Below are 19,208 nucleotides of genomic sequence, written 5' to 3'. Positions count from 1 at the left end.
GGTCCGCCTTTACTGGAGGCTCAGGACCGCGAAAGGAACGACCGCCATGGGGCGACTCTTCGGTACGGACGGCGTACGCGGGCTCGCGAACGGTGATCTCCTCACCCCGGAACTGGCGCTCTCGGTGGCCGTCGCGGCCGCCCGGGTGCTCATCGAGAGCGACCGGACCCACCAGCCGCTCGCGATCGTCGGCCGCGACCCCCGAGCCAGCGGCGAGATGCTCGAGGCCGCCGTGGTGGCGGGCCTGACCAGCGCCGGGGCGAACGTCGTCCGGGTCGGGGTGCTGCCCACGCCCGCGGTCGCCTTCCTGGTCGGACAGGCCAACGCCGACCTCGGGGTGATGCTGTCCGCCTCGCACAACCCGATGCCCGACAACGGGATCAAGCTCTTCGCCCCGGGCGGCCAGAAGCTCCCGGACGAGATCGAGGCCCGCATCGAGGAGGCTGTTGAGGACGGCCACGGACTCGTCGGCCGCCCCACCGGCGGCGGCGTGGGCCGCGTCCACGACCTCCTTGACGGCGCCGAGCACTACGTCAAGCACCTGGTCGCCTCGACCCCGCACAGCCTGGCCGGCATCAAGGTCGTGGTGGACTGCGCGAACGGCGCGGCCAGCGACGTCGGCCCCGCCGCGTACGAGCAGGCCGGCGCCGAGGTCATCGCCATCCACGCCGACCCGGACGGGCTGAACATCAACGACGGCTGCGGCTCCACCCACCTGGACGTGGTCCGCGAGGCCGTGGTCCGCGAGGGCGCCGACCTGGGTCTGGCCCACGACGGCGACGCGGACCGCTGCCTGGCCGTCACGGCGGCCGGCGAGGTGGTCGACGGCGACCAGATCATGGCCATCCTGGCGCTGGCGATGCGCGACGCGGGCACGCTCACCGACGACACCCTGGTCGCGACGGTGATGAGCAACCTCGGCCTGCGCATCGCGATGAAGCAGGCCGGCATTCGCCTGATCGAGACCAAGGTCGGCGACCGGTACGTGCTGGAGGAGCTGACCGCGGGCAACTTCGCCCTCGGCGGCGAGCAGAGCGGCCACATCGTCATGCCGGCGTACGCGACCACCGGCGACGGCGTCCTGACCGGCCTCCACCTGATGGCGACGATCGCCTCCACCGGCAAATCCCTCGCGGACCTCGCGGCGGTGGTGCACAAGCTTCCGCAGGTGCTGATCAACGTCCAGGTGCGGGACCGCGAGGCGGGCGCGCAGGCCCCGACGGTGCAGGCCGCGGTGGCGCTGGCGGAGGACGAGCTGGGCGAGACCGGGCGGGTGCTGCTGCGGCCGTCGGGTACGGAGCCGCTGGTGCGGGTGATGGTGGAGGCGGAGACGCAGGACCAGGCCCGGGCGGTGGCGGAGCGGGTGGCGGACGAGGTTCGCGCGGCCAGCCCCGCCTGATCGATCGACGAAGTCCGCGGCCGGCCCGCCACGGAGGCCGGCCCGGACTGTTCGCGCGGGCCCGGGGTGTTCGCACCCGGCCCAGGGTCCGCCGGTTTGGGCGTTCTGTCAGGCCAGGGTTCGGAGGCGGCGGGCGGCCTCGTCGATCACGTCCTCGCGCTTGCAGAAGGCGAAGCGGATCAGGTGCCGTCCCTGCTCCTGGTGGTCGTAGAAGACCTGGGTGGGCACCGCCACCACCCCGCAGCGCTCCGGGAGCTCACGGCAGAAGTCGACCCCGTCCGTGCCGCCCAACGGCCTGATGTCCGCCGTCACGAAGTAGGTGCCCTCCGACGGCAGCACCCCGAAGCCCGCGTCCGTGAGCCCGGCGACGAGCCGGTCGCGCCGCGACTGAAGCCCGTCCCGGAACGCGGTGAAGTAGTCGTCGGGCAGGCCCAGCGCCACCGCCACGGCGGGCTGGAGCGGCCCGGCGTTCACGAAGGTCAGGAACTGCTTGACCCGTGACACCGCCGAGACCAGCGAGGCCGGGCCGGTGGCCCAGCCGACCTTCCAGCCCGTGCACGAGAACGTCTTGCCCGCCGACGAGATCCGCAGCGTGCGCTCGCGCATGCCCGGCAAGGTGGCGAGGGGTACGTGCGGCGTGGCGGCGTCGGTGAACACAAGGTGCTCGTAGACCTCGTCCGTCACGGCGTACACGTCATGTTCCTGGCAGAGCCGCGCGACCAGCGCGAGCTCGTCCGTGGTGAAGACCGCGCCGGTCGGGTTGTGCGGTGAGTTGAGCAGCACCATGCGGGTCCGTGGCCCGAAGGCGGCGCGCAGTTCGGCCTCGTCGAAGCCGTACCGGCCGTCGGCACCCGGCCGAAGCGTCACGGGCCGCCGCACGGCTCCGGCGAGCGCGATCGACGCCGCGTACGAGTCGTAGTACGGCTCGAAGCACACCACCTCGTCGCCCGCCTCGCAGAGCGCGAGGATGGCAGCCGCGATCGCCTCGGTGGCGCCGGCGGTGACCACGACCTCGGTGTCCGGGTCCCGGGCGAGCCCCCAGAACCGCTCGTCGTGCGCTACCACGGCCTGCCGCAGCGCCGGGATGCCGTGCAACGGCGGGTACTGGTTGGCGCCCGAGCGCAACGCCTCGGCGGCCGCGGCGAGCATCTCCGGGGGCCCGTCCGTGTCCGGGAAGCCCTGTCCCAGGTTGACCGAGCCGGTCCGCGCGGCGAGCGCGGACATCTCGCTGAAGATGGTGGTGCCGAACGGGCGCATGCGGCCGACGAGCGGGTCCGCCGAGATCGACGTCGTCACGCCCGTCAGCCTACGGCCCGGCGTCAGAAGATCACTTTGGTGCAGGACGCGGTGATGAACGAGCCCGTGTTCGTCTTCTGGGCCACTTCTTCGCCGTCGACCTTCGCGCTGCAGCTCAGGGAGCCGTCGGAGGTGTCGCCCCGGACGGCGACCACCGAGACGAGCGCCGAGCCGTGCAGCGTCACCTTCTTGTGCCAGGGCAGGGAGACGTTGTGGATCCGCTTCGGGTCCTTGCCCAGGTCGTCCATGTAGACGATCTCCACCGGGCCGTCGCCGGTCACTTCGTACTCGACGGTGATCTCGTCGCCCTCGCCGGGCAGCTGCGGGATGCCGGTCGGCAGGTCGGTGGGGAGATCGGTCGGCAGGTCCGGGATCTCCGTCGGCAGGTCCGGTACGTCCACGGGCGGCCCGGTCGGCAGCGACTTGATGGTCTCCTCGGCCTTGTCCGTGGCCCGGTTGACCAGCAGCACCGCCGAGGTGACCCCACCGGCGCAGAGCAGCAGCGTGACCGCGATCAGCACGGCCACCAGCGGGGTGTTGCTGCGCTTGGGCGGCGGCGGGGGAGGCGCCCCGTATCCGGGCGGCGGTCCGTACCCCGGCGGCGGCCCGTAGCCGCCCGGCGGGGGATAGCCCGGTTGCTGGTACTGCGCCTGGCCTGGTGCCTGGAACTGCGACGTGGCGTAGTAGCCCTCCGGCGGCCCGCTCACCTGCGGCTCGGGCTGAGGCAGCGACGCGTAGCCCGGCTGGTACTGCGGCGCGCCCGGCGGCTGGTACGGCTGAGCCGACAGCGGGTCGCCCGATGGTGACGACCAGGGCTGACCCGAGGGCGGCTCCTCCGGCGGGAGCGGTCGCGTGGGGTCCGAGGGCGGTGGGTAGCTCAAAAGTCTCTCCAGAGCAGGCGTCGGGCCGACGGTACGCCCCCACCGCCAGGAATGGATCACCCGGTCGTGTCACGGTCGCCCGTGACCTGGCCCTGGGGCGGACCACACCTGTCCGAACGGCTCTTTCGATCACGTACGATGCGCGAAAGTATGCTTCTTGCGCACCACCCATGAGCGAAGGTCGGCTACGCTGCCCCACATGTGTGGGATCGTGGGTTACGTCGGTAAACGTCCGGCGCTGCAAATCGTCCTCGACGGGCTCCGCCGCCTGGAGTACCGCGGATATGACTCGGCCGGCGTCGCGGTGATCGACGGCGACGTCATCCAGACCGAGAAGCGCGCCGGAAAGCTGGCGAACCTGGAGAAGGCGCTGGCCGACCGGGTGGGCGACGGCATCGCCGCCGGGCCGACGGCCATCGGGCACACCCGCTGGGCGACCCACGGCGGCCCCACCGACCGCAACGCCCACCCGCACCTGTCGGCCGACGGGCGGGTGGCAGTGATCCACAACGGGATCATCGAGAACTTCGCCCGGCTCCGCGCCGAGCTGGAGGCCGCCGGGATCGACTTCGTCAGCGACACCGACACCGAGTGCGCCGCCCACCTGCTCGCCGCCGAGATGCGGGCGCTGCGCGACTCCGGGTCCACCGCCGACGGGCCGCACCTGCTGGCCGAGGGCATGCGCCGGACCGTACGCCGCCTCGAGGGCGCGTTCACCCTGCTGGCGATCGATGTCGCCGTCCCGGACGCGGTCGTCGCCGCGCGCCGCAACTCGCCCCTCGTGGTCGGCCGGGGCGACGGGGAGAACTTCCTGGCCAGCGACGTATCGGCCTTCATCGAGCACACCCGCGAGGCCATCGAGCTGGGGCAGGACCAGGTCGTACTGATCACGCCCGGCGCCATCGAGATCAGCGACTTCGCCGGGCAGGCGGCCGTCGGCAAGGAATTCCACATCGACTGGGACGCCTCGGCCGCCGAGAAGGGCGGCTACGACTACTTCATGCTGAAGGAGATCGCCGAGCAGCCGCAGGCCATCGCGGACACGTTGCTGGGCCGGCTCTCCGACCGCGGCGAGATCGTGCTCGACGAGGTCCGGCTCACCGACCAGGACCTGCGGGACGTCGACAAGATCTTCATCATCGCCTGTGGCACCTCGTACAACGCCGGCATGGTCGCCAAGTACGCGATCGAGCACTGGGTACGCATCCCGTGCGAGGTCGAGCTCGCCAGCGAGTTCCGTTACCGCGACCCGATCCTGGACCGCTCGACGCTGGTTATCGTGATCAGCCAGTCCGGCGAGACGATGGACACGCTGATGGCCCTGCGTCACGCCAAGGAGCAGAAGGCGCGGGTGCTGGCCGTCTGCAACACCAACGGCTCGACGATCCCGCGCGAGTCCGACGCGGTGCTCTACACCCACGGCGGCCCGGAGATCGCGGTCGCCTCGACCAAGGCGTTCCTCACCCAGCTCGTCGCCTGCTACCTGATCGGCCTGCACCTGGCCCAGATCCGCGGCGTCATGTACGCCGACGAGGTCGCCTCCGTGGTCTCCCGCCTGCAGCGCACGCCGGACGACCTGCGCGAGCTGCTGGGCCAGATGGAGGAGGTCCGGGAGCTGGCCCGCGACCTGAAGACCGCGTCGACCGTGCTCTTCATCGGCCGGCACGTCGGCTTCCCGGTGGCGCTGGAGGGTGCGCTCAAGCTGAAGGAGCTCGCCTACATGCACGCCGAGGGCTTCGCGGCCGGCGAGCTCAAGCACGGCCCGATCGCCCTGATCGACGAGGGCACGCCCGTGGTCTGCGTGGTGCCGTCGCCGGCCGGTCGTGGCGTGCTGCGCGACAAGGTCGTCTCCAACATCCAGGAGGTCCGCGCCCGCGGCGCACGCACGATCGTGATCGCCGAGGAGGGCGACGACGCGGTGAGCGCCTTCGCCGACCACCTGATCCGGGTGCCTCGCACGCCCACCCTGCTCGCGCCGCTGATGACCACCGTGCCGCTGCAGATCCTCGCGTGCGAGATCGCGGCGGCCCGGGGCCACGACGTCGACCAGCCTCGCAACCTGGCCAAGTCCGTCACCGTGGAATGACATCGGTGCGTCCCAGCGTGATGTTCGTGAGCGCGTCGAGCGCCGGGCCGCCCTCGTCCCAGTAACCGAGGTGCCCGGCGCCCGCCTGGCTCGCGAAGGTCCGGGCGCCGAACGCCGGGTCGGCGGGGTTGGTGCCGAACCACAGGTCGTTCTCCGGCCGGCCGAAGGCGAGCAGCGCCCCGGCCGGCCGCGCCTGGCTCAGCACCAGATCCTCGGCCAGGCTCCTCGGCGAGACGGCCGCCCACTGGATGACGTCCGTCGCCGAGGTGGACGCCCACACCTCGCCGGACGGCACGTGCAGGCCGTCGGCGGAGTCCACGCCCACGCCGGGGGAACCGACGAACACGACGCTGTCGGCGGCCAGCCCGGGGCGGGCCGCCGCGGTGCCGACCACCAGGGAGCCGTAGCTGTGCCCGAGCACGGTCTGGCGGGCGGGCCGGCCTTCGTGCGTGGCCCGAAGGCCGTCCTGGAAGCGCCGCAGCGCGGGCGCACCGGCCTCCGCGGCGGCGCGGCTCGCCGCCTCGTCCAAGAAGTCCGGGGCGTCATAGCCGAGCCACATCACCGCGCTGGTTGCCTTCTCCGGCGCCAGCTCGCCCGCACGGACCGCTATCCGCTCCGCGCGGGCCAGCTCACCGCCGAACGACGCCAGGTCGGCGGTCATGCCCGGCACCTGGGTGACGACGTGGTCGGCCCGGTCGGGATCGCCCAGCGCTACGACCGCACGTCCCTCGCCGCCCGAATCGATCCGCAGAAGGTACGCCCGGGGCCCGTCCTCGCCGGCAAGCCGTTCCCGCAGCGTGCCCCCGATCCGCAGCCCGTCCAGCACGAGCCGGTTGGCGCGGTCGCGGGCGGCGGCCGGAACCCCGTCGAGCGACCCGATCCACCCCGGCTCGCTGACCAGGAGCCAGTCCCGGTTCGCCGGGCTCAGAGCGGCCCACCACCTGCCGACCTCCGCGGGCGCGGCGGTGCACGCCGGGGGAGCGGCCGTCGGAGGCGCCGCCGAGATCAGGAACAGCTCGCGCAGCTGCCCGGCCGCAGTGGCATCGGCCGCGACGGCCGCAGGGAGGTCGTCCCTCGGTCTGGCGCGTGCCAAGGCGGCGGCGAACTCGCTCAACGCCTGGTCGGCGGCCCAGCACCCGATCCGGAACAGATTCAGCCGCCGGAGGAGCCGGCCGAGCCGGACGGCGACCGCGTCCGCGGCGGCACCCGTCCACACCGCCGGCAGCCCGGCCACGCAAGATCGCACGTCGGCCACCCAGCGGCCGGCAGCCGTGGCCCAGGCCCGCCAGGCAGCCGCCGTCTCGCGCCACCGGGCCGGCTCGGTGGCCTGAAGGACGGTCACCGGATCCTCCGCAACCCGGTCGCCGCCCGGTCGTCGGCCGCGTCGTAGTCGTCCGCCGACACGACCGCCGCACGACCCGTGGCGACGATCTCCTCGGCGATCTCGGCCAGGGCGCGCCGGGCGGCCGCGGCTGCGACAGTACCCGCGTCCGTGGCCGACCAGTGCGGGCCCGGAACCGGTGGCAGGGGGTGAAGATGCAGGCCGCTGCCGGCGGCCGTCAGGGCCGCGGCCCAGGCGCGCACGCCTTCGGTGTCGACTTCGAGATCGGGCGTCATCGGCAACCTCCTTCAGGGATAGGACTCGGGCCGACGACGTTAGGGAATCGGCCGGGCTCGCGGTTCCGGCCTGTGGACAACGCCCGTCCGGAGCCGCGTTGTGGACAACCGATCCCGCTAGGGTTGGCTGTGTGATCGTGTCTGTCGGGATCGACGTGGTGCTGGTCGACCGGTTCACCCGGGCGCTGGATCGCACGCCGCTGCTGGTGGACCGGCTCTTCACCGACGCGGAGCGGATGACACGGTCCGGCAATCCGCGTTCGGCGGAGTCGCTGGCCGCCAGGTTCGCCGCGAAGGAGGCGGTGGCCAAGGCCCTCGGCGCACCCGCCGGGCTGCGCTGGCACGACTGCGAGATCGTCTCCGACCCGGACGGCCGCCCGTGGCTGACCGTCTCCGGTACGGTCGCGGCGGCGGCAGCCGAGCGGGGCGTCAGCCGATGGCACCTGTCGCTGTCCCACGACGGCGGCATCGCCTCGGCCATGGTGGTCGCCGAGGCCTGAACGGACACGAACGAGGGAGCGCGGATGCGGCAGGCATGGCGGGTTGCGGATGTCCGCTCGGCGGAGAAGGCCCTGATGGGGACGCTGCCGGACGGCACCCTCATGCAGCGCGCCGCGGCCGGTCTCGCTCGCCGCTGCGCGTTGATGCTGCACGAGAGCGGTGGCGTCTACGGCGCGACTGTGCTGCTGCTGGTCGGCAGCGGTGACAACGGTGGCGACGCGCTCTACGCGGGCGCCCGCCTGGCGGCAAGAGGCGCCGCCGTGCAGGCCATCCTGCTGAGGCCCGACCACGTCCACCTGGCCGGCCTGGCCGCCCTGCGCGGCGCCGGCGGCCGCACGGTGGCAGATCTCCCGGCGCGCGCGGATCTCGTCGTCGACGGCATCGTGGGCATCGGCGCAAGCGGGGGGCTGCGACCACCTGCCGCCGGCCTCGTCAAGACCCTGCCCGGCCTGCGGACGCGTGACGGCATGCGGACGCCGGTCGTCGCCGTGGACGTGCCGAGCGGGGTCGCGGTGGACACCGGCGACGTGCCCGGTGACGCGGTGCATGCCGATGTCACGGTCACTTTCGGCTGCCTCAAGCCCGCGCACGTCGTGGGTCCCGCCGCGGCCCTGACGGGCCACGTCGAGCTGGTGGACATCGGTCTGGGTGCCACGCTGCACGCTGCGGCTGCGGTACGGGTGGCCGACGCGTCCGACGTATCCGCGTGGTGGCCGCGCCCGGGTTCGGCGTCGGACAAATACAGCCGCGGCGTGGTCGGCCTGGCCACTGGTTCGGCCACGTATCCGGGAGCCGCGGTGCTGTCGGTCGCGGGTGCGCTCGCGGGACCCACCGGCATGGTGCGATACGCGGGCAGCGCCGACCGCGAGGTGCTGCGGCAGCACCCGTCGGTGGTCGCCGCCAAGCGGGTCGCCGACGCCGGTCGGGTCCAGGCCTGGGTGTGCGGCTCGGGGCTGGGGACGGGGGATGATGCGCGTACGGAGCTCCGCAGCGTACTGGCCACCTCACTGCCGGTCCTGCTCGACGCCGACGCGCTGACCTTGCTGGTCGACGGGAAGCACGCGACCGACCTGCGCCGCGACGCCCCCCTGGTGATCACTCCGCACGATCGCGAGTTCGCCCGGCTGGCCGGAGAGGCGCCGGGTGCCGACCGGGTGGGCGCCGCATGCCGGCTCGCGGCCTGGATCAACGCGGTCGTCCTGCTCAAGGGCGACCGCACGATCGTCGCGACACCGTCGGGCGAGGTGTGGGCCAACCCGACCGGCAGCCCCGACCTCGCCACCGCCGGGTCGGGCGACGTGCTGGCCGGCCTGCTCGGCTCGCTGCTCGCCGCGGGCCTGCCTCCGGAGCGGGCGGCTGTCGCGGCCGCGTACGTCCACGGCCTGGCCGGACGCCGGGCCGGCGAGGACGGTCCCGCCACATCCGCCGACGTCGCCGCCGCGGTCCGCCCGGTCCTGGCGGACCTGCTGTGATGCGGTTCTGTCAGAGGCGATCAGTAGGCTGGTGAGCATGTGGCAGGCCGAGGTCCGGATCGATCTGGACGCGATCCGGGACAACGTGGCGACCCTGCGCGCCGGCACGACCGCCGAGGTCATGGCGGTCGTCAAGGCCGACGGGTACGGCCACGGCATGCTGCCCGCCGCCCGCGCGGCCCTGGCCGGTGGTGCGACATGGCTCGGCGTGGCCACCCTCGACGAGGCCCTGACCCTGCGCCGGGCCGGCCTCACCGCCCCGGTGCTGGCGTGGCTGCACGCCCCCGGAATGCCGCTGCATGAGGGCATCGAGGCGGACGTCGACCTCAACGCGGGCAGCCTCGGGCAGCTCGGCGAGCTGATCGACGCCGCCCGCCGGATGCGGCGCCCGGCCCGGGTGCACTTGAAGATCGACACAGGCCTGGCCCGCGGCGGTGCCACACCCGCCGACTGGCCCGCCCTGGTGGAAGCCTCGGCGAAGGCGCAGGCCGACGGCGAGCTGGAGGTCGTCGGCGTGTGGAGCCACTTCGTCTACGCCGACGAGCCGGGCCACGAGACCATCGACCACCAGCTCGCGGTCTTCGCCGAGGGCCTGGCGACGGCGGAGCGCTACGGCATCGAGCCGCGCTACCGCCACATCGCCAACTCGGCCGCGACGCTCACCCGCCCCGACGCCCATTACGACCTGGTACGCCCGGGCGTGGCGATCTACGGGTTGTCGCCACTGCCCGGACCGCAGCCGGACGGCCTGCGCCCGGCGATGACGGCCCGGGCCCGGGTCACCATGACGAAGCGGGTCCCCGCCGGCCAGGGAGTCTCGTACGGGCACGCCTATTACACCGCGCGCGAGACCACGCTGGCGCTCGTGCCGATCGGCTACGGCGACGGGGTTCCGCGACACGCGTCCAATGTGGGGCCGGTGCTGCTCGGCGGCGAGGTCCGTACGATCGCCGGCCGGGTCTGCATGGACCAGTTCGTCCTCGACTGCGGAGACGACCCGATCGAGGTGGGCGACGTGGCGACGCTCTTCGGCCCGGGCGACGACGGTGAACCGACCGCGACCGACTGGGCCGAGGCGATCGGCACGATCAACTACGAGATCGTGACCCGGTTCGGCGGCAGCCGGGTGCCCCGGATCTACGACGGCACCGCCGGAACGCCCGCGCCCGGATCGTCCGCCGACCCCGTCGCTCCTTCTTCCGGTGATCAAGTCTCCCCTCCCGAGGAGGTCGGATGAGCCCCGCCAAGCCGCCCGCTCGGTCCTCGTCGCGGGCCGCCCGGTCCGGCCCGCGCCGCCGCGCGAAACAGGTCGGCATCGCCGGTGCCGTCATCGGCGTTGCCGCTGCCGGACTCGCCACGGCCTTCGCGGTGGAGCGGGCGCTCGTCCGCAAGTCGATCAGCGCGCCCGGCGATCCGCACGCGGACGAGGTCTTCGGCGATCAGCCGTACGACGAGCAGCTGACCGTCACCGCGGCCGACGGCACCGACCTGCACGTCGAGATCGTCGAGCCGCGGCAGCCCACCAGCAAGCCCACGGTCGTCTTCGTGCACGGGTTCGCGCTGGACATGGGCACGTTCTACTTCCAGCGGCAGGCGTTGTCCGAGCGTGGTGATCAGCGCCTCGTCTTCTACGACCAGCCGGGCCACGGCCGGTCGGGCCGCCTGCAGTCGGGGGACTACGACATCGCGGCTCTTGGCAGGTCCCTGGCCGCCGTGCTCGACACCACGGTTCCGGAGGGACACATCATCCTGATCGGACACTCGATGGGCGGCATGACGATCATGGCGTTCGCCGAGCAGTATCCGGAGTGGTTCGGCAAGCGGGTGACCGGCGTGGTGCTCATGTCCACCTCGGCGGGCCTGATCGACAAGACCAAGCTCGGCGTACCCTCGCTGCTGGCCCGGGCCAGCGCCCCGTTCTTCCCGCTGTGGGGCGGCGCGGCCCGCATTGGCGGTACGGCCATCGACCGCGCGCGGATCGCCTCCTCGGACCTGGCCTGGCTGCTCACCCGCCGGTACGGCTTCGGAGACGCCCGGCCCAGCCCGTCGTTGGTCACGTTCGTGGAGCAGATGAACTCCAAGACCTCCGTCGAGACGCTGACCAAATACCTGCACACCCTCTACACGCACAACCGGTTCCCGGCGTTGTCCGCGCTCAAGGGCGTACCGGTGCTGGTGCTCGTCGGGACGAAGGATTATCTGACCCCGGTGACCCACTCGGAGGAGATCCTCAGGCACCTGCCCGAGGCCGAGCTGTTGAAGATCGACAACAGCGGCCACGTGGTGATGCTGGAGAAGGCCGACGAGGTCAATGCCGCCCTGATCCCGTTCCTGGAGCGCATTTCGTGACCACTGCTGGTATTCGTCTTGCCACTGTGGACGACACGCGCGCATTCGGCCGGCGGCTGGCCGCGCTGGTGCGGGCGGGTGACCTGCTGCTGCTGACCGGTCCGCTCGGCGCCGGGAAGACCGCGCTGGTGCAGGGCCTCGGCGACGGACTCGGAGTGCTCGGCGCGATCACGTCGCCGACGTTCGTGATCGCCCGGGTGCATCGGCCCGATCCGGCGCGTGGTGGCGAGGTTCCGCTGGTGCACGCGGATGCGTACAGGCTGGGGGATGCGGCCGATCCGCGCGCGGAGATCGACGATCTCGACCTGGACGCCTCGGCCGAGGAAGCGGTCACGGTCGTCGAGTGGGGAGCAGGGCTGGTCGAGCAGCTGAACGACGAATACCTCGCCGTCCGCATCGCCCGGTTCGACGACGACACCCGGGTGATCGACCTCCTGCCGCACGGCGGGGACTGGGCGGCACGCCTCGAGAAGCTGTGACCCACTGAGGGCTGGGCGGCCCGCCACCGGGAACTGGGCGGCTCGGCCCGAGAAGCTGTGACCTACCGGAGATGATGTGAACCTGCCCGACCTGCTCCCGCCCGCATGGCGTACGGAGCTGACGCCGTTCCTCGACCCGGCTGCCACCGAGGCGCTGGGTGCGTTCGTGGACGCGCAGTACGCCGAGCACACCGTCTACCCGCCGATCGAGGACCTGTTCGCGGCGTACAGGCTGTGCCCGCCCGAGCAGACGCGGGTGCTGATCCTCGGCCAGGACCCGTACCACGGGCCGGGGCAGGCGCACGGGTTGAGCTTCAGCGTCCGCGACGGGGTGCGGGTGCCGCCGTCGCTACGCAACGTCTACAAGGAGCTCGCCGCGGACGTCGGCGTGCCGCCGCCGGCCGGTGGCGACCTGACCGGGTGGGCCCGGCAGGGGGTGCTGCTACTCAACGCGGTTCTTACGGTACGCGCGGGAGCGGCGGCATCGCACAAGGGCAAGGGCTGGGAGGTCTTCACCGACGCAACGATCCGCACGCTGGACGCCCGGTCGGAACGGGTGGTGTTCCTGCTCTGGGGCGCGTACGCCCGGAAGAAGGCGGCGCTGGTCACCAACCCGGTCCACACGGTGATCGAGTCGGGGCACCCGAGCCCGTTGAACGGCGGCAAGGACTTCTTCGGGGCACGCATGTTCAGCGCGGCCAACAAGGCCCTCGCCGACGCGGGCCGCCCGCCGATCAACTGGGACCCCCGCGCCTGACCCGACCGGCCTGACCCGACCGGCCCGATCGCGCGGCCCGATCCGCGCGGCCCGCGGAACAGGCCGCAGGCGGCGGGATGGGCCTCGGATGTCCGGGCGACGGCACCGGCTTCGGGCGGCTGGGCGGCGGATCCGGCTCCGGCGGACGGGCGGGGGCGTGCCGGCCACACGGCGCCCACCCCGGCTCTCGCAGCCGCCTGCAACGGCTTGCCGCCACCCGGCCGCTAGGGTTTGGTGGTGCTCGTACTTGCTCTGGACACCTCCACCCCCGCGGTCACGGCCGCCTTGGCGGAGGTGGGCGACCACCACCTGACCGGCCTCGGTGAGCGCCGAACCGTCGACCCGAGGGCGCACGGTGAGCTTCTCGCCCCCCAGGTCCAGCTGGTGCTCTCCGAAGCCGGTGCCCGCCCCGCCGACCTCGGTGCCATCGTGGCCGGGCTCGGCCCCGGCCCCTTCACCGGTCTGCGCGTGGGCCTCGCCACCGCCGCGAGCATGGGGCAGGCGCTGGGCATCCCCACGTACGGAATCTGCTCGCTGGATGCTCTCGGCCGCGCAGCCGGACCCGGGCGGGTGCTGGTCGCGACCGACGCGCGGCGGCGGGAGGTGTATTTCGCGACCTATCTCGACGGGAAGCGGATAACCGATCCGGACGTCGCGAAGCCTGCCGATGTGCGGGTCGACGCCGACCGGGCCGTGGGTGAGGGCGCGGTCAAGTACAGCGAGATCTTCGGCCTGCCCATCGACGATCGGGTGCTGCATCCGCCCGGGGAAGCGTTGATCGCCCTGGCGCTCGACAAGATCCGGGCTGGTGCGCCCGGTGATCCGCTGACTCCGCTGTATCTGCGGCGGCCCGATGCCGTGGCGGCCACTCAGCGCAAGCACGTGCTGCCCGGATGACGATCGAGCGGTTCCGGTGGTGGCACATCGCCGACGTGCTGCCTCTCGAGGAGGATCTCTTCGGGCCGGAGAAGTGGTCGGCGGCGATGTTCTGGAACGAGCTGGCCCAGCGGCATTTCTACGTGGTCGCTCGGCTGGACGACGAGGTCGTCGGCTATGCCGGCCTTGCGGTCGTCGACGAGCAGGAGAGCTGGGTGCAGAACATTGCGGTGAAGCGGACCGCCCAGAAGCGGGGCATCGGGCGGCGGCTGCTGGAGACGTTGCTGGAGCGGGCCGGTGGCCGCAAGGTGCTGCTCGAGGTGGCCGTCGACAACCGGGTCGCGCAGCAGCTCTATGCCTCGTACGACTTCGAGCCCGTCGGGATCCGGCGGGGTTACTACCAACCGAGCAACACGGACGCCCTGGTGATGATGCGTGATGCCTGACGAGCCCCTGGTCCTCGGGATCGAGACCTCCTGCGACGAGACCGGTGTCGGGATCGTGCGCGGTCACACGTTGCTTGCCGACGCCCTTGCGTCCAGTGTCGAGCAGCATGCGCGGTTCGGTGGGGTGGTGCCCGAGGTCGCCAGCCGGGCGCATCTCGAGGCGATCGTTCCGACGATGCAGCGGGCTCTGGACGAGGCGGGGGTCGCGCTGCGGGACATCGACGCGATCGCGGTGACCGCCGGGCCGGGTCTCGCGGGTGCGCTGCTCGTCGGGGTCGCTGCCGCCAAGGGGTACGCCCTCGCGGCCGAGAAGCCGATCTACGGCGTCAACCATCTCGCCGCGCACGTGGCCGTCGACACCCTGGAGCACGGTCCGCTGCCCGAGCCGGCCGTGGCGATGCTCGTCTCCGGGGGGCACTCGTCGCTGCTGCTGGTCGACGACCTCACCGCCGGGGTGACGCCGCTCGGCGCCACGATCGACGACGCCGCGGGGGAGGCGTTCGACAAGGTGGCGCGGCTGTTGGGGATGGGGTTCCCGGGTGGGCCGGTGATCGACCGTACGGCGCGCGACGGGAACCCCGCGGCGATCGCCTTCCCGCGGGGGCTGACCGCGCCGAAGGATCTTGCCGCGCACCGGTTCGACTTCTCGTTCTCGGGGCTGAAGACCGCGGTGGCGCGCTGGGTGGAGGCCCGCGAACGCAGCGGCGAGCCGGTGCCGGTGGCCGACGTGGCCGCGAGCTTCCAGGACGCGGTCTGCGACGTGCTCACCGCCAAGGCGCTCGACGCGTGCCGCGAGCACGGTGTCGAGACGCTGATCATCGGTGGTGGGGTCGCGGCCAACTCGCGGCTGCGGCTGCTGGCCGAGGAGCGGGCGGCGAAGCTGGGCATTCGCGTACGGGTGCCGCGCCCCCAGCTGTGTACGGACAACGGTGCGATGGTCGCCGCCCTGGGGTCGCATCTCGTCGCGGCCGGGGTGGCGCCGAGCCCGCTCGATCTGCCGGCCGATTCCGCGATGTCATTGACCTCGATCGCTGTGGCGGGGTAGGAAGCAGCATGATCGCACGCATGTGGGAGGTACGCGCCTCGCGGGGCGGCTTCGACGAGCTGCTGAGCTGGGTGGTCGACGAGGCGCTGCCCGCCGTGGAGGTGCTGCCCTCGCACGTGTCGAGCGAGGTCTTTTCGTCGACGGATCTTCGCATTGTGGTCATCACAAAATGGCGAACCGATCCGGCTGCCCTTCCCGAGCCTCCGGCAAACCTCGTGGCCCGCTCTCCGCACGTGTGGGATTTCACGCCGGTCGACAGATAACGCGCTGGATCGTGACGGCGCCGTTACGTAACGTCGAGGGGCGATGCGCGACCTGCCCCCCGCCGATCCCGGCGCCCCGGATCACCGGTCCGCCACCCGCTACCTGGGCTGGCTCGCCCGGCGCACCTGGGTATCCGTTGGCGCCGCGATCTTCTTCGCGGTCGTGTGGATGGTCTGCCAGGCCTTCGTCCCCGCGGTCGTCGGCAAGGCGATCGACGCCGGGCTGACCCACCGCGACGGCCGCCGGCTGCTGGTCTGGAGCATGGTCCTGCTCGGTCTCGGGCTCGTGCAGATCGGCGCCGGCCTGCTGCGCCACCGCCGGGCCGTCTTCAACTGGCTGGCGGCGGCGTACCGCACGGTGCAGGTCGCCGTCCGGCAGGCCGGCCGGCTCGGGGTCGCGCTGCCGCGCCGGCTGGACGCGGGCGAGGTCGTGGCCATCGGTACGGCGGACATCACGCACATCGGCAACGCCATCGACATCACCGCACGCGGCGTCGGATCGATCGTCGCCGTCCTGACCGTCGCCACGATCCTGCTGGTCACGTCCGTGCCGCTGGGGCTCGTGGTGGTGCTCGGCATCCCGGTGCTGATGGCGGTGGTGGGCCTGCTCATCCGGCCGCTGCACCGCCGCCAGCAGGCGTACCGGGAACAGCAGGGGCGGCTCACCGGCCGGGCCACCGACCTCGTCGGCGGGCTGCGGGTGTTGCGCGGGGTCGGCGGCGAGCCGGTGATGTCCGCGCGCTACCGCGCCGAGTCGCAGACGCTGCGCGCCGCCGGGCTGCACGTCGCCCGGGTCGAGGCCCTGCTGGACGCCGCGCAGGTGCTGCTGCCCGGCATCTTCCTGGTCCTGGTCACCTGGCTGGGGGCGCGCTTCGCGATCTCCGGGCGGATCACGGTGGGGCAGCTGGTCTCCTTCTACGGGTACGCCGCCTTCCTCGTCTCCCCGCTGCGCCAGCTCACCGAGACGATCGACAAGGTCACCCGGGGGCACGTGTCCGGGCGGCGGGTCGTGTCGATGCTCGGGGTCCGTTCGGATCTGCGCAGGCCGGTCCGCCCGATCCCGGCGCCCGAGCGCGGCGACCTGGTCGACCGGGTGTCCGGAGTGGTCGTCCGGCGCGGGATGGTCACCGCCATCGCGGCCGCCCTGCCCGCCGACGCGGTCGCCATCGCGGACCGGCTCGGGCACTACACCGCGTCGGGCGCCGGAACGATGCTGGCCGGCGTACCGCTGAAAGATCTTGATCTGGCGACCGTGCGGGAGCGGATCCTGGTGGCGGACAACGATGCCCGGCTCTTCTCCGGCCCCCTGCGGGAGGATCTTGATCCGCAGGGCACCGGCCGGGCGTTCGAGGCCCTGGCCGCCGCGTCCGCGACCGACGTCGTCGAGGCGCTGCCCGACGGCCTGGACAGCGAGGTCGCCGAGCGCGGCCGCAGCTTCTCCGGCGGTCAGCAGCAGCGACTGCGACTCGCCCGCGCCCTCGTCGCCGACCCGGAGATCCTCGTGCTGGTGGAGCCGACCAGCGCCGTGGACGCGCACACCGAGGCCCGGATCGCCGACCGGCTCGCCGCGGCCCGTAGCGGCCGCACGACCGTCGTCTGCTCGACCAGCCCGCTGGTACTGGACCGCGCCGACCACGTCCTCTACGTGGAGGACGGAGTGGTGGTCGCCGAGGGAACCCATCGCGAGCTGCTGGACGGCAGCTTCGCCTACGCGAGGACGGTGCTGCGCGAGTGAGCAACGCGCTCCCGGTGGCGGACACCCGCCAGGTGCGCCGGTACGCCCGCGATCTGTTCCGCCGGCATCCGCGCGCCCTCGTCACGACCGTGGCCCTGCACGTGCTGGCCGCGATGACCGGCCTGGTCGGGCCCCGGCTGCTCGGCGACCTGGTCGAGTCGATCCAGCACGACGCCGGCGTGGGCACGGTGGACCGGATCGCCGCCACGATCGCCGTGTTCGTGGTGGTGCAGGCGGTGCTCGTGCGGTTCGCGTACCTGGCTTCGGCGCGGCTCGGCGAGCAGGTCCTGGCCGAGCTGCGCGAGGAGTTCGTCGACCGGGTCCTGACCATCCCGCTGTCGACAGTGGAGCGTGCCGGTACGGGAGACCTGCTCACCCGCACCTCCCGGGACGTCGACGCGCTGTCCCGGTGCCTGCGGTTCGCCGTGCCCGAGACGGTGATAGCCATGATCACCGCTTCGCTCGCGGTGGGCGCCCTGGTGCTGGTGAGTCCTCTGCTGGCGGTGCCGCTGCTGGTCGCGGTGCCGATCCTGACCGGGTCGACGCGGTGGTACCTGCGGCGGGCGGCGGGCGGCTATCTGCGGCAGAACGCCGCGTACTCCCAGGTCACCGACGGTCTCGCGGAGACGGTCGAGGGGGCCAGGACGGTGGACGCGCTGCGGCGGCAGCGGCAACGCGGTTCGCGTACGGATGCCGACCTGCGCCGGTCGTGGCGGGCCGAGCGGTACACGCTGTACCTGCGGACGGTCTGGATGCCGTCGATCGAGGTGGGTTACGTGCTGCCGGTGGTCGGCACCCTGCTGCTCGGCGGCTGGTTCTACCTGCACGGCTGGGTCAGCCTCGGCCAGGTCACCGCGGCCGTGCTCTACGCGCAGCTGCTGGTCGACCCGATCGACCGTTTCCTCGGCTGGCTCGACGAACTCCAGGTGGGCGCCGCGTCCCTGGCCCGGCTGCTGGGCGTCTCGTTCGGCTCGCCGGCGCCGTCGCGGCTGACCCCGCGCGGTGCGGAGATCGTCGCGAAGGACGTGCGCTTCTCCTACGTCGAGGGCCGGGAGGTGCTGCACGGCATCGACCTGAGGATCGCGCCGGGGGAGCGGCTGGCCATCGTCGGCCCGTCCGGTGCGGGCAAGTCCACGCTGGGCCGTCTGCTGGCCGGGGTGCACGCGCCGGGCGGCGGGTCGCTCACCGTCGGCGGGGTGGCGCTGGCCGGGCTGCCGCTGGACCGGCTGCGCACCGAGGTCGCGCTGGTCAGCCAGGAACACCACGTCTTCATGGGTACGCTGCGCGACAACGTCGCCATGGTCCGGCCCGGTTCCTCGGCGGTGCACGTCCGCGAGGCGCTGGCCGCGGTGAACGCCCTGAAGTGGGCGGACGAGCTGCCCGACGGCCTGGACACGGTCGTCGGGGCGGGCGGGGTGAGCCTGTCGGCGGCCCAGGCGCAGCAGGTGGCACTGGCCCGGCTGGTGCTGGCGGACCCGCACACGCTCGTGCTCGACGAGGCCACCGCGATGCTGGACCCGCGTGCCGCCCGGGACCTGGAGCAGTCGCTGGCCGCGGTGCTGCGGGGCCGTACGGTCGTCGCGATCGCGCACCGCCTCTTCTCGGCGCACGACGCGGACCGGGTGGCGGTGGTGGAGGACGGGCGGATCACCGAGCTCGGCTCACACGACGAGCTGGTCGCCGCGGGCGGCTCCTACGCGGCCCTGTGGGATTCCTGGCACGGCACGCCGCCGGTCGGCTCTAGCGCAGGGCCAGGTACGCACCCAGCAGAGCAAGCGTGACGATCGCGACCGCGAGCAGCAGCAGGAACTCGCGTTGCTGCCGCTCCTCGGGCTGCTCGGCCGGCAGGTCGCTGACCACGGCGGCGAGCTCGTCCAGCGTCCGCGCGCCGGCGGCCACGTCCACCCGCTGGGCGAACTCGTCGAGCGTCAGCCGCCCGGCGCCGGTGTGCCGCTCCAGGGCGGTCACGATCCGCTGCCGGTCCTCGTCGGAAGCGCGCATGCTCA

At 72.7% G+C, this 19,208-nt stretch carries 18 protein-coding genes and 1 pseudogene; 14 read left to right on the top strand and 5 right to left on the bottom strand.

Features of this window, described 5'->3' with window-relative positions; translation table 11 throughout:
• Positions 1-46: 46 nt before the first annotated feature.
• Entirely contained in the window at positions 47-1,399 is a 1,353-nt protein-coding gene (gene glmM, locus AB0368_RS11315; protein ID WP_366153689.1) for a phosphoglucosamine mutase, read from the top strand.
• A 108-nt stretch (positions 1,400-1,507) separates the two neighbouring features.
• Here the strand turns inward: glmM and AB0368_RS11310 are convergent, their stop codons facing one another.
• Complete coding sequence (locus AB0368_RS11310) at positions 1,508-2,683, bottom strand: pyridoxal phosphate-dependent aminotransferase (RefSeq protein ID WP_366153792.1); 1,176 nt, start codon at positions 2,681-2,683, stop codon at positions 1,508-1,510.
• A gap of 35 nt (positions 2,684-2,718) precedes the next feature.
• A complete protein-coding gene (locus AB0368_RS11305; RefSeq protein ID WP_366153688.1) occupies positions 2,719-3,576 on the bottom strand; it encodes an MmpS family transport accessory protein in 858 nt (285 codons plus the stop codon).
• A gap of 199 nt (positions 3,577-3,775) precedes the next feature.
• Between AB0368_RS11305 and glmS the strand changes: the two genes are divergently transcribed.
• Complete coding sequence (glmS, locus tag AB0368_RS11300) at positions 3,776-5,662, top strand: glutamine--fructose-6-phosphate transaminase (isomerizing) (RefSeq protein WP_366153687.1); 1,887 nt, start codon at positions 3,776-3,778, stop codon at positions 5,660-5,662.
• Here the strand turns inward: glmS and AB0368_RS11295 are convergent.
• Both AB0368_RS11295 and AB0368_RS11290 read right to left on the bottom strand, forming a co-directional pair.
• Positions 5,649-7,004: an alpha/beta hydrolase gene (locus tag AB0368_RS11295; RefSeq protein ID WP_366153686.1), complete on the bottom strand. Its 1,356-nt coding sequence runs from the start codon at positions 7,002-7,004 to the stop codon at positions 5,649-5,651. The two genes, glmS and AB0368_RS11295, sit on opposite strands and share 14 nt — an antisense overlap.
• Positions 7,001-7,279, bottom strand: coding sequence for a hypothetical protein (locus AB0368_RS11290; protein ID WP_366153685.1), 279 nt, complete (start codon positions 7,277-7,279; stop codon positions 7,001-7,003). Before AB0368_RS11290 ends, AB0368_RS11295 begins: the two co-directional genes overlap by 4 nt.
• Positions 7,280-7,410: 131 nt before the next feature.
• Here AB0368_RS11290 and AB0368_RS11285 point away from each other — a divergent pair, with 131 nt between their 5' ends.
• From AB0368_RS11285 to AB0368_RS11230, 12 genes and pseudogenes are all read left to right on the top strand, one after another.
• Entirely contained in the window at positions 7,411-7,779 is a 369-nt protein-coding gene (locus AB0368_RS11285) for a holo-ACP synthase (protein WP_366153684.1), read from the top strand.
• Between the two features lie 24 nt (positions 7,780-7,803).
• Positions 7,804-9,252: an NAD(P)H-hydrate dehydratase gene (locus AB0368_RS11280; RefSeq protein ID WP_366153683.1), complete on the top strand. Its 1,449-nt coding sequence runs from the start codon at positions 7,804-7,806 to the stop codon at positions 9,250-9,252.
• A 37-nt stretch (positions 9,253-9,289) separates the two neighbouring features.
• Positions 9,290-10,399 (top strand): annotated as a pseudogene (alr, locus tag AB0368_RS11275) (alanine racemase); the annotation flags it as partial.
• Between the two features lie 86 nt (positions 10,400-10,485).
• Positions 10,486-11,601 carry an alpha/beta hydrolase gene (locus AB0368_RS11270; protein ID WP_366153682.1) on the top strand — a complete coding sequence of 372 codons (1,116 nt, stop codon included), beginning with the start codon at positions 10,486-10,488 and terminating at the stop codon, positions 11,599-11,601.
• Positions 11,602-11,612: 11 nt separating this feature from the next.
• On the top strand, positions 11,613-12,080 hold the full coding sequence (gene tsaE, locus AB0368_RS11265; protein ID WP_366153791.1) for a tRNA (adenosine(37)-N6)-threonylcarbamoyltransferase complex ATPase subunit type 1 TsaE: 468 nt from the start codon (positions 11,613-11,615) through the stop codon (positions 12,078-12,080).
• 76 nt (positions 12,081-12,156) lie between these two features.
• A complete protein-coding gene (gene ung, locus AB0368_RS11260) occupies positions 12,157-12,837 on the top strand; it encodes a uracil-DNA glycosylase (RefSeq protein ID WP_366153681.1) in 681 nt (226 codons plus the stop codon).
• A 237-nt stretch (positions 12,838-13,074) separates the two neighbouring features.
• Positions 13,075-13,734: a tRNA (adenosine(37)-N6)-threonylcarbamoyltransferase complex dimerization subunit type 1 TsaB gene (tsaB, locus tag AB0368_RS11255; protein ID WP_366153680.1), complete on the top strand. Its 660-nt coding sequence runs from the start codon at positions 13,075-13,077 to the stop codon at positions 13,732-13,734.
• A complete protein-coding gene (gene rimI / locus AB0368_RS11250; protein WP_366153679.1) occupies positions 13,731-14,159 on the top strand; it encodes a ribosomal protein S18-alanine N-acetyltransferase in 429 nt (142 codons plus the stop codon). The genes tsaB and rimI overlap by 4 nt, the downstream gene beginning before the upstream one ends.
• Complete coding sequence (tsaD, locus tag AB0368_RS11245) at positions 14,152-15,204, top strand: tRNA (adenosine(37)-N6)-threonylcarbamoyltransferase complex transferase subunit TsaD (RefSeq protein ID WP_366153678.1); 1,053 nt, start codon at positions 14,152-14,154, stop codon at positions 15,202-15,204. The genes rimI and tsaD overlap by 8 nt, the downstream gene beginning before the upstream one ends.
• An 8-nt stretch (positions 15,205-15,212) precedes the next feature.
• Positions 15,213-15,467, top strand: coding sequence for a hypothetical protein (locus AB0368_RS11240; protein ID WP_366153677.1), 255 nt, complete (start codon positions 15,213-15,215; stop codon positions 15,465-15,467).
• A gap of 43 nt (positions 15,468-15,510) precedes the next feature.
• A complete protein-coding gene (locus tag AB0368_RS11235) occupies positions 15,511-17,202 on the top strand; it encodes an ABC transporter ATP-binding protein (protein ID WP_366153675.1) in 1,692 nt (563 codons plus the stop codon).
• Positions 17,199-18,983, top strand: a complete 1,785-nt coding sequence (locus tag AB0368_RS11230; protein WP_366153674.1) for an ABC transporter ATP-binding protein — start codon at positions 17,199-17,201, stop codon at positions 18,981-18,983. The genes AB0368_RS11235 and AB0368_RS11230 overlap by 4 nt, the downstream gene beginning before the upstream one ends.
• Here the strand turns inward: AB0368_RS11230 and AB0368_RS11225 are convergent.
• Positions 18,943-19,203 carry a DUF1707 domain-containing protein gene (locus AB0368_RS11225; protein WP_366153790.1) on the bottom strand — a complete coding sequence of 87 codons (261 nt, stop codon included), beginning with the start codon at positions 19,201-19,203 and terminating at the stop codon, positions 18,943-18,945. The genes AB0368_RS11230 and AB0368_RS11225 overlap by 41 nt on opposite strands.
• Positions 19,204-19,208: the final 5 nt, after the last annotated feature.

The organism is Actinoplanes sp. NPDC051475, assembly GCF_040689425.1.
Taxonomy (GTDB): domain Bacteria; phylum Actinomycetota; class Actinomycetes; order Mycobacteriales; family Micromonosporaceae; genus Actinoplanes.
The sequence above is the reverse complement of the archived record's forward strand: the minus strand, read 5'-3'. Positions and strand labels throughout refer to the sequence as shown.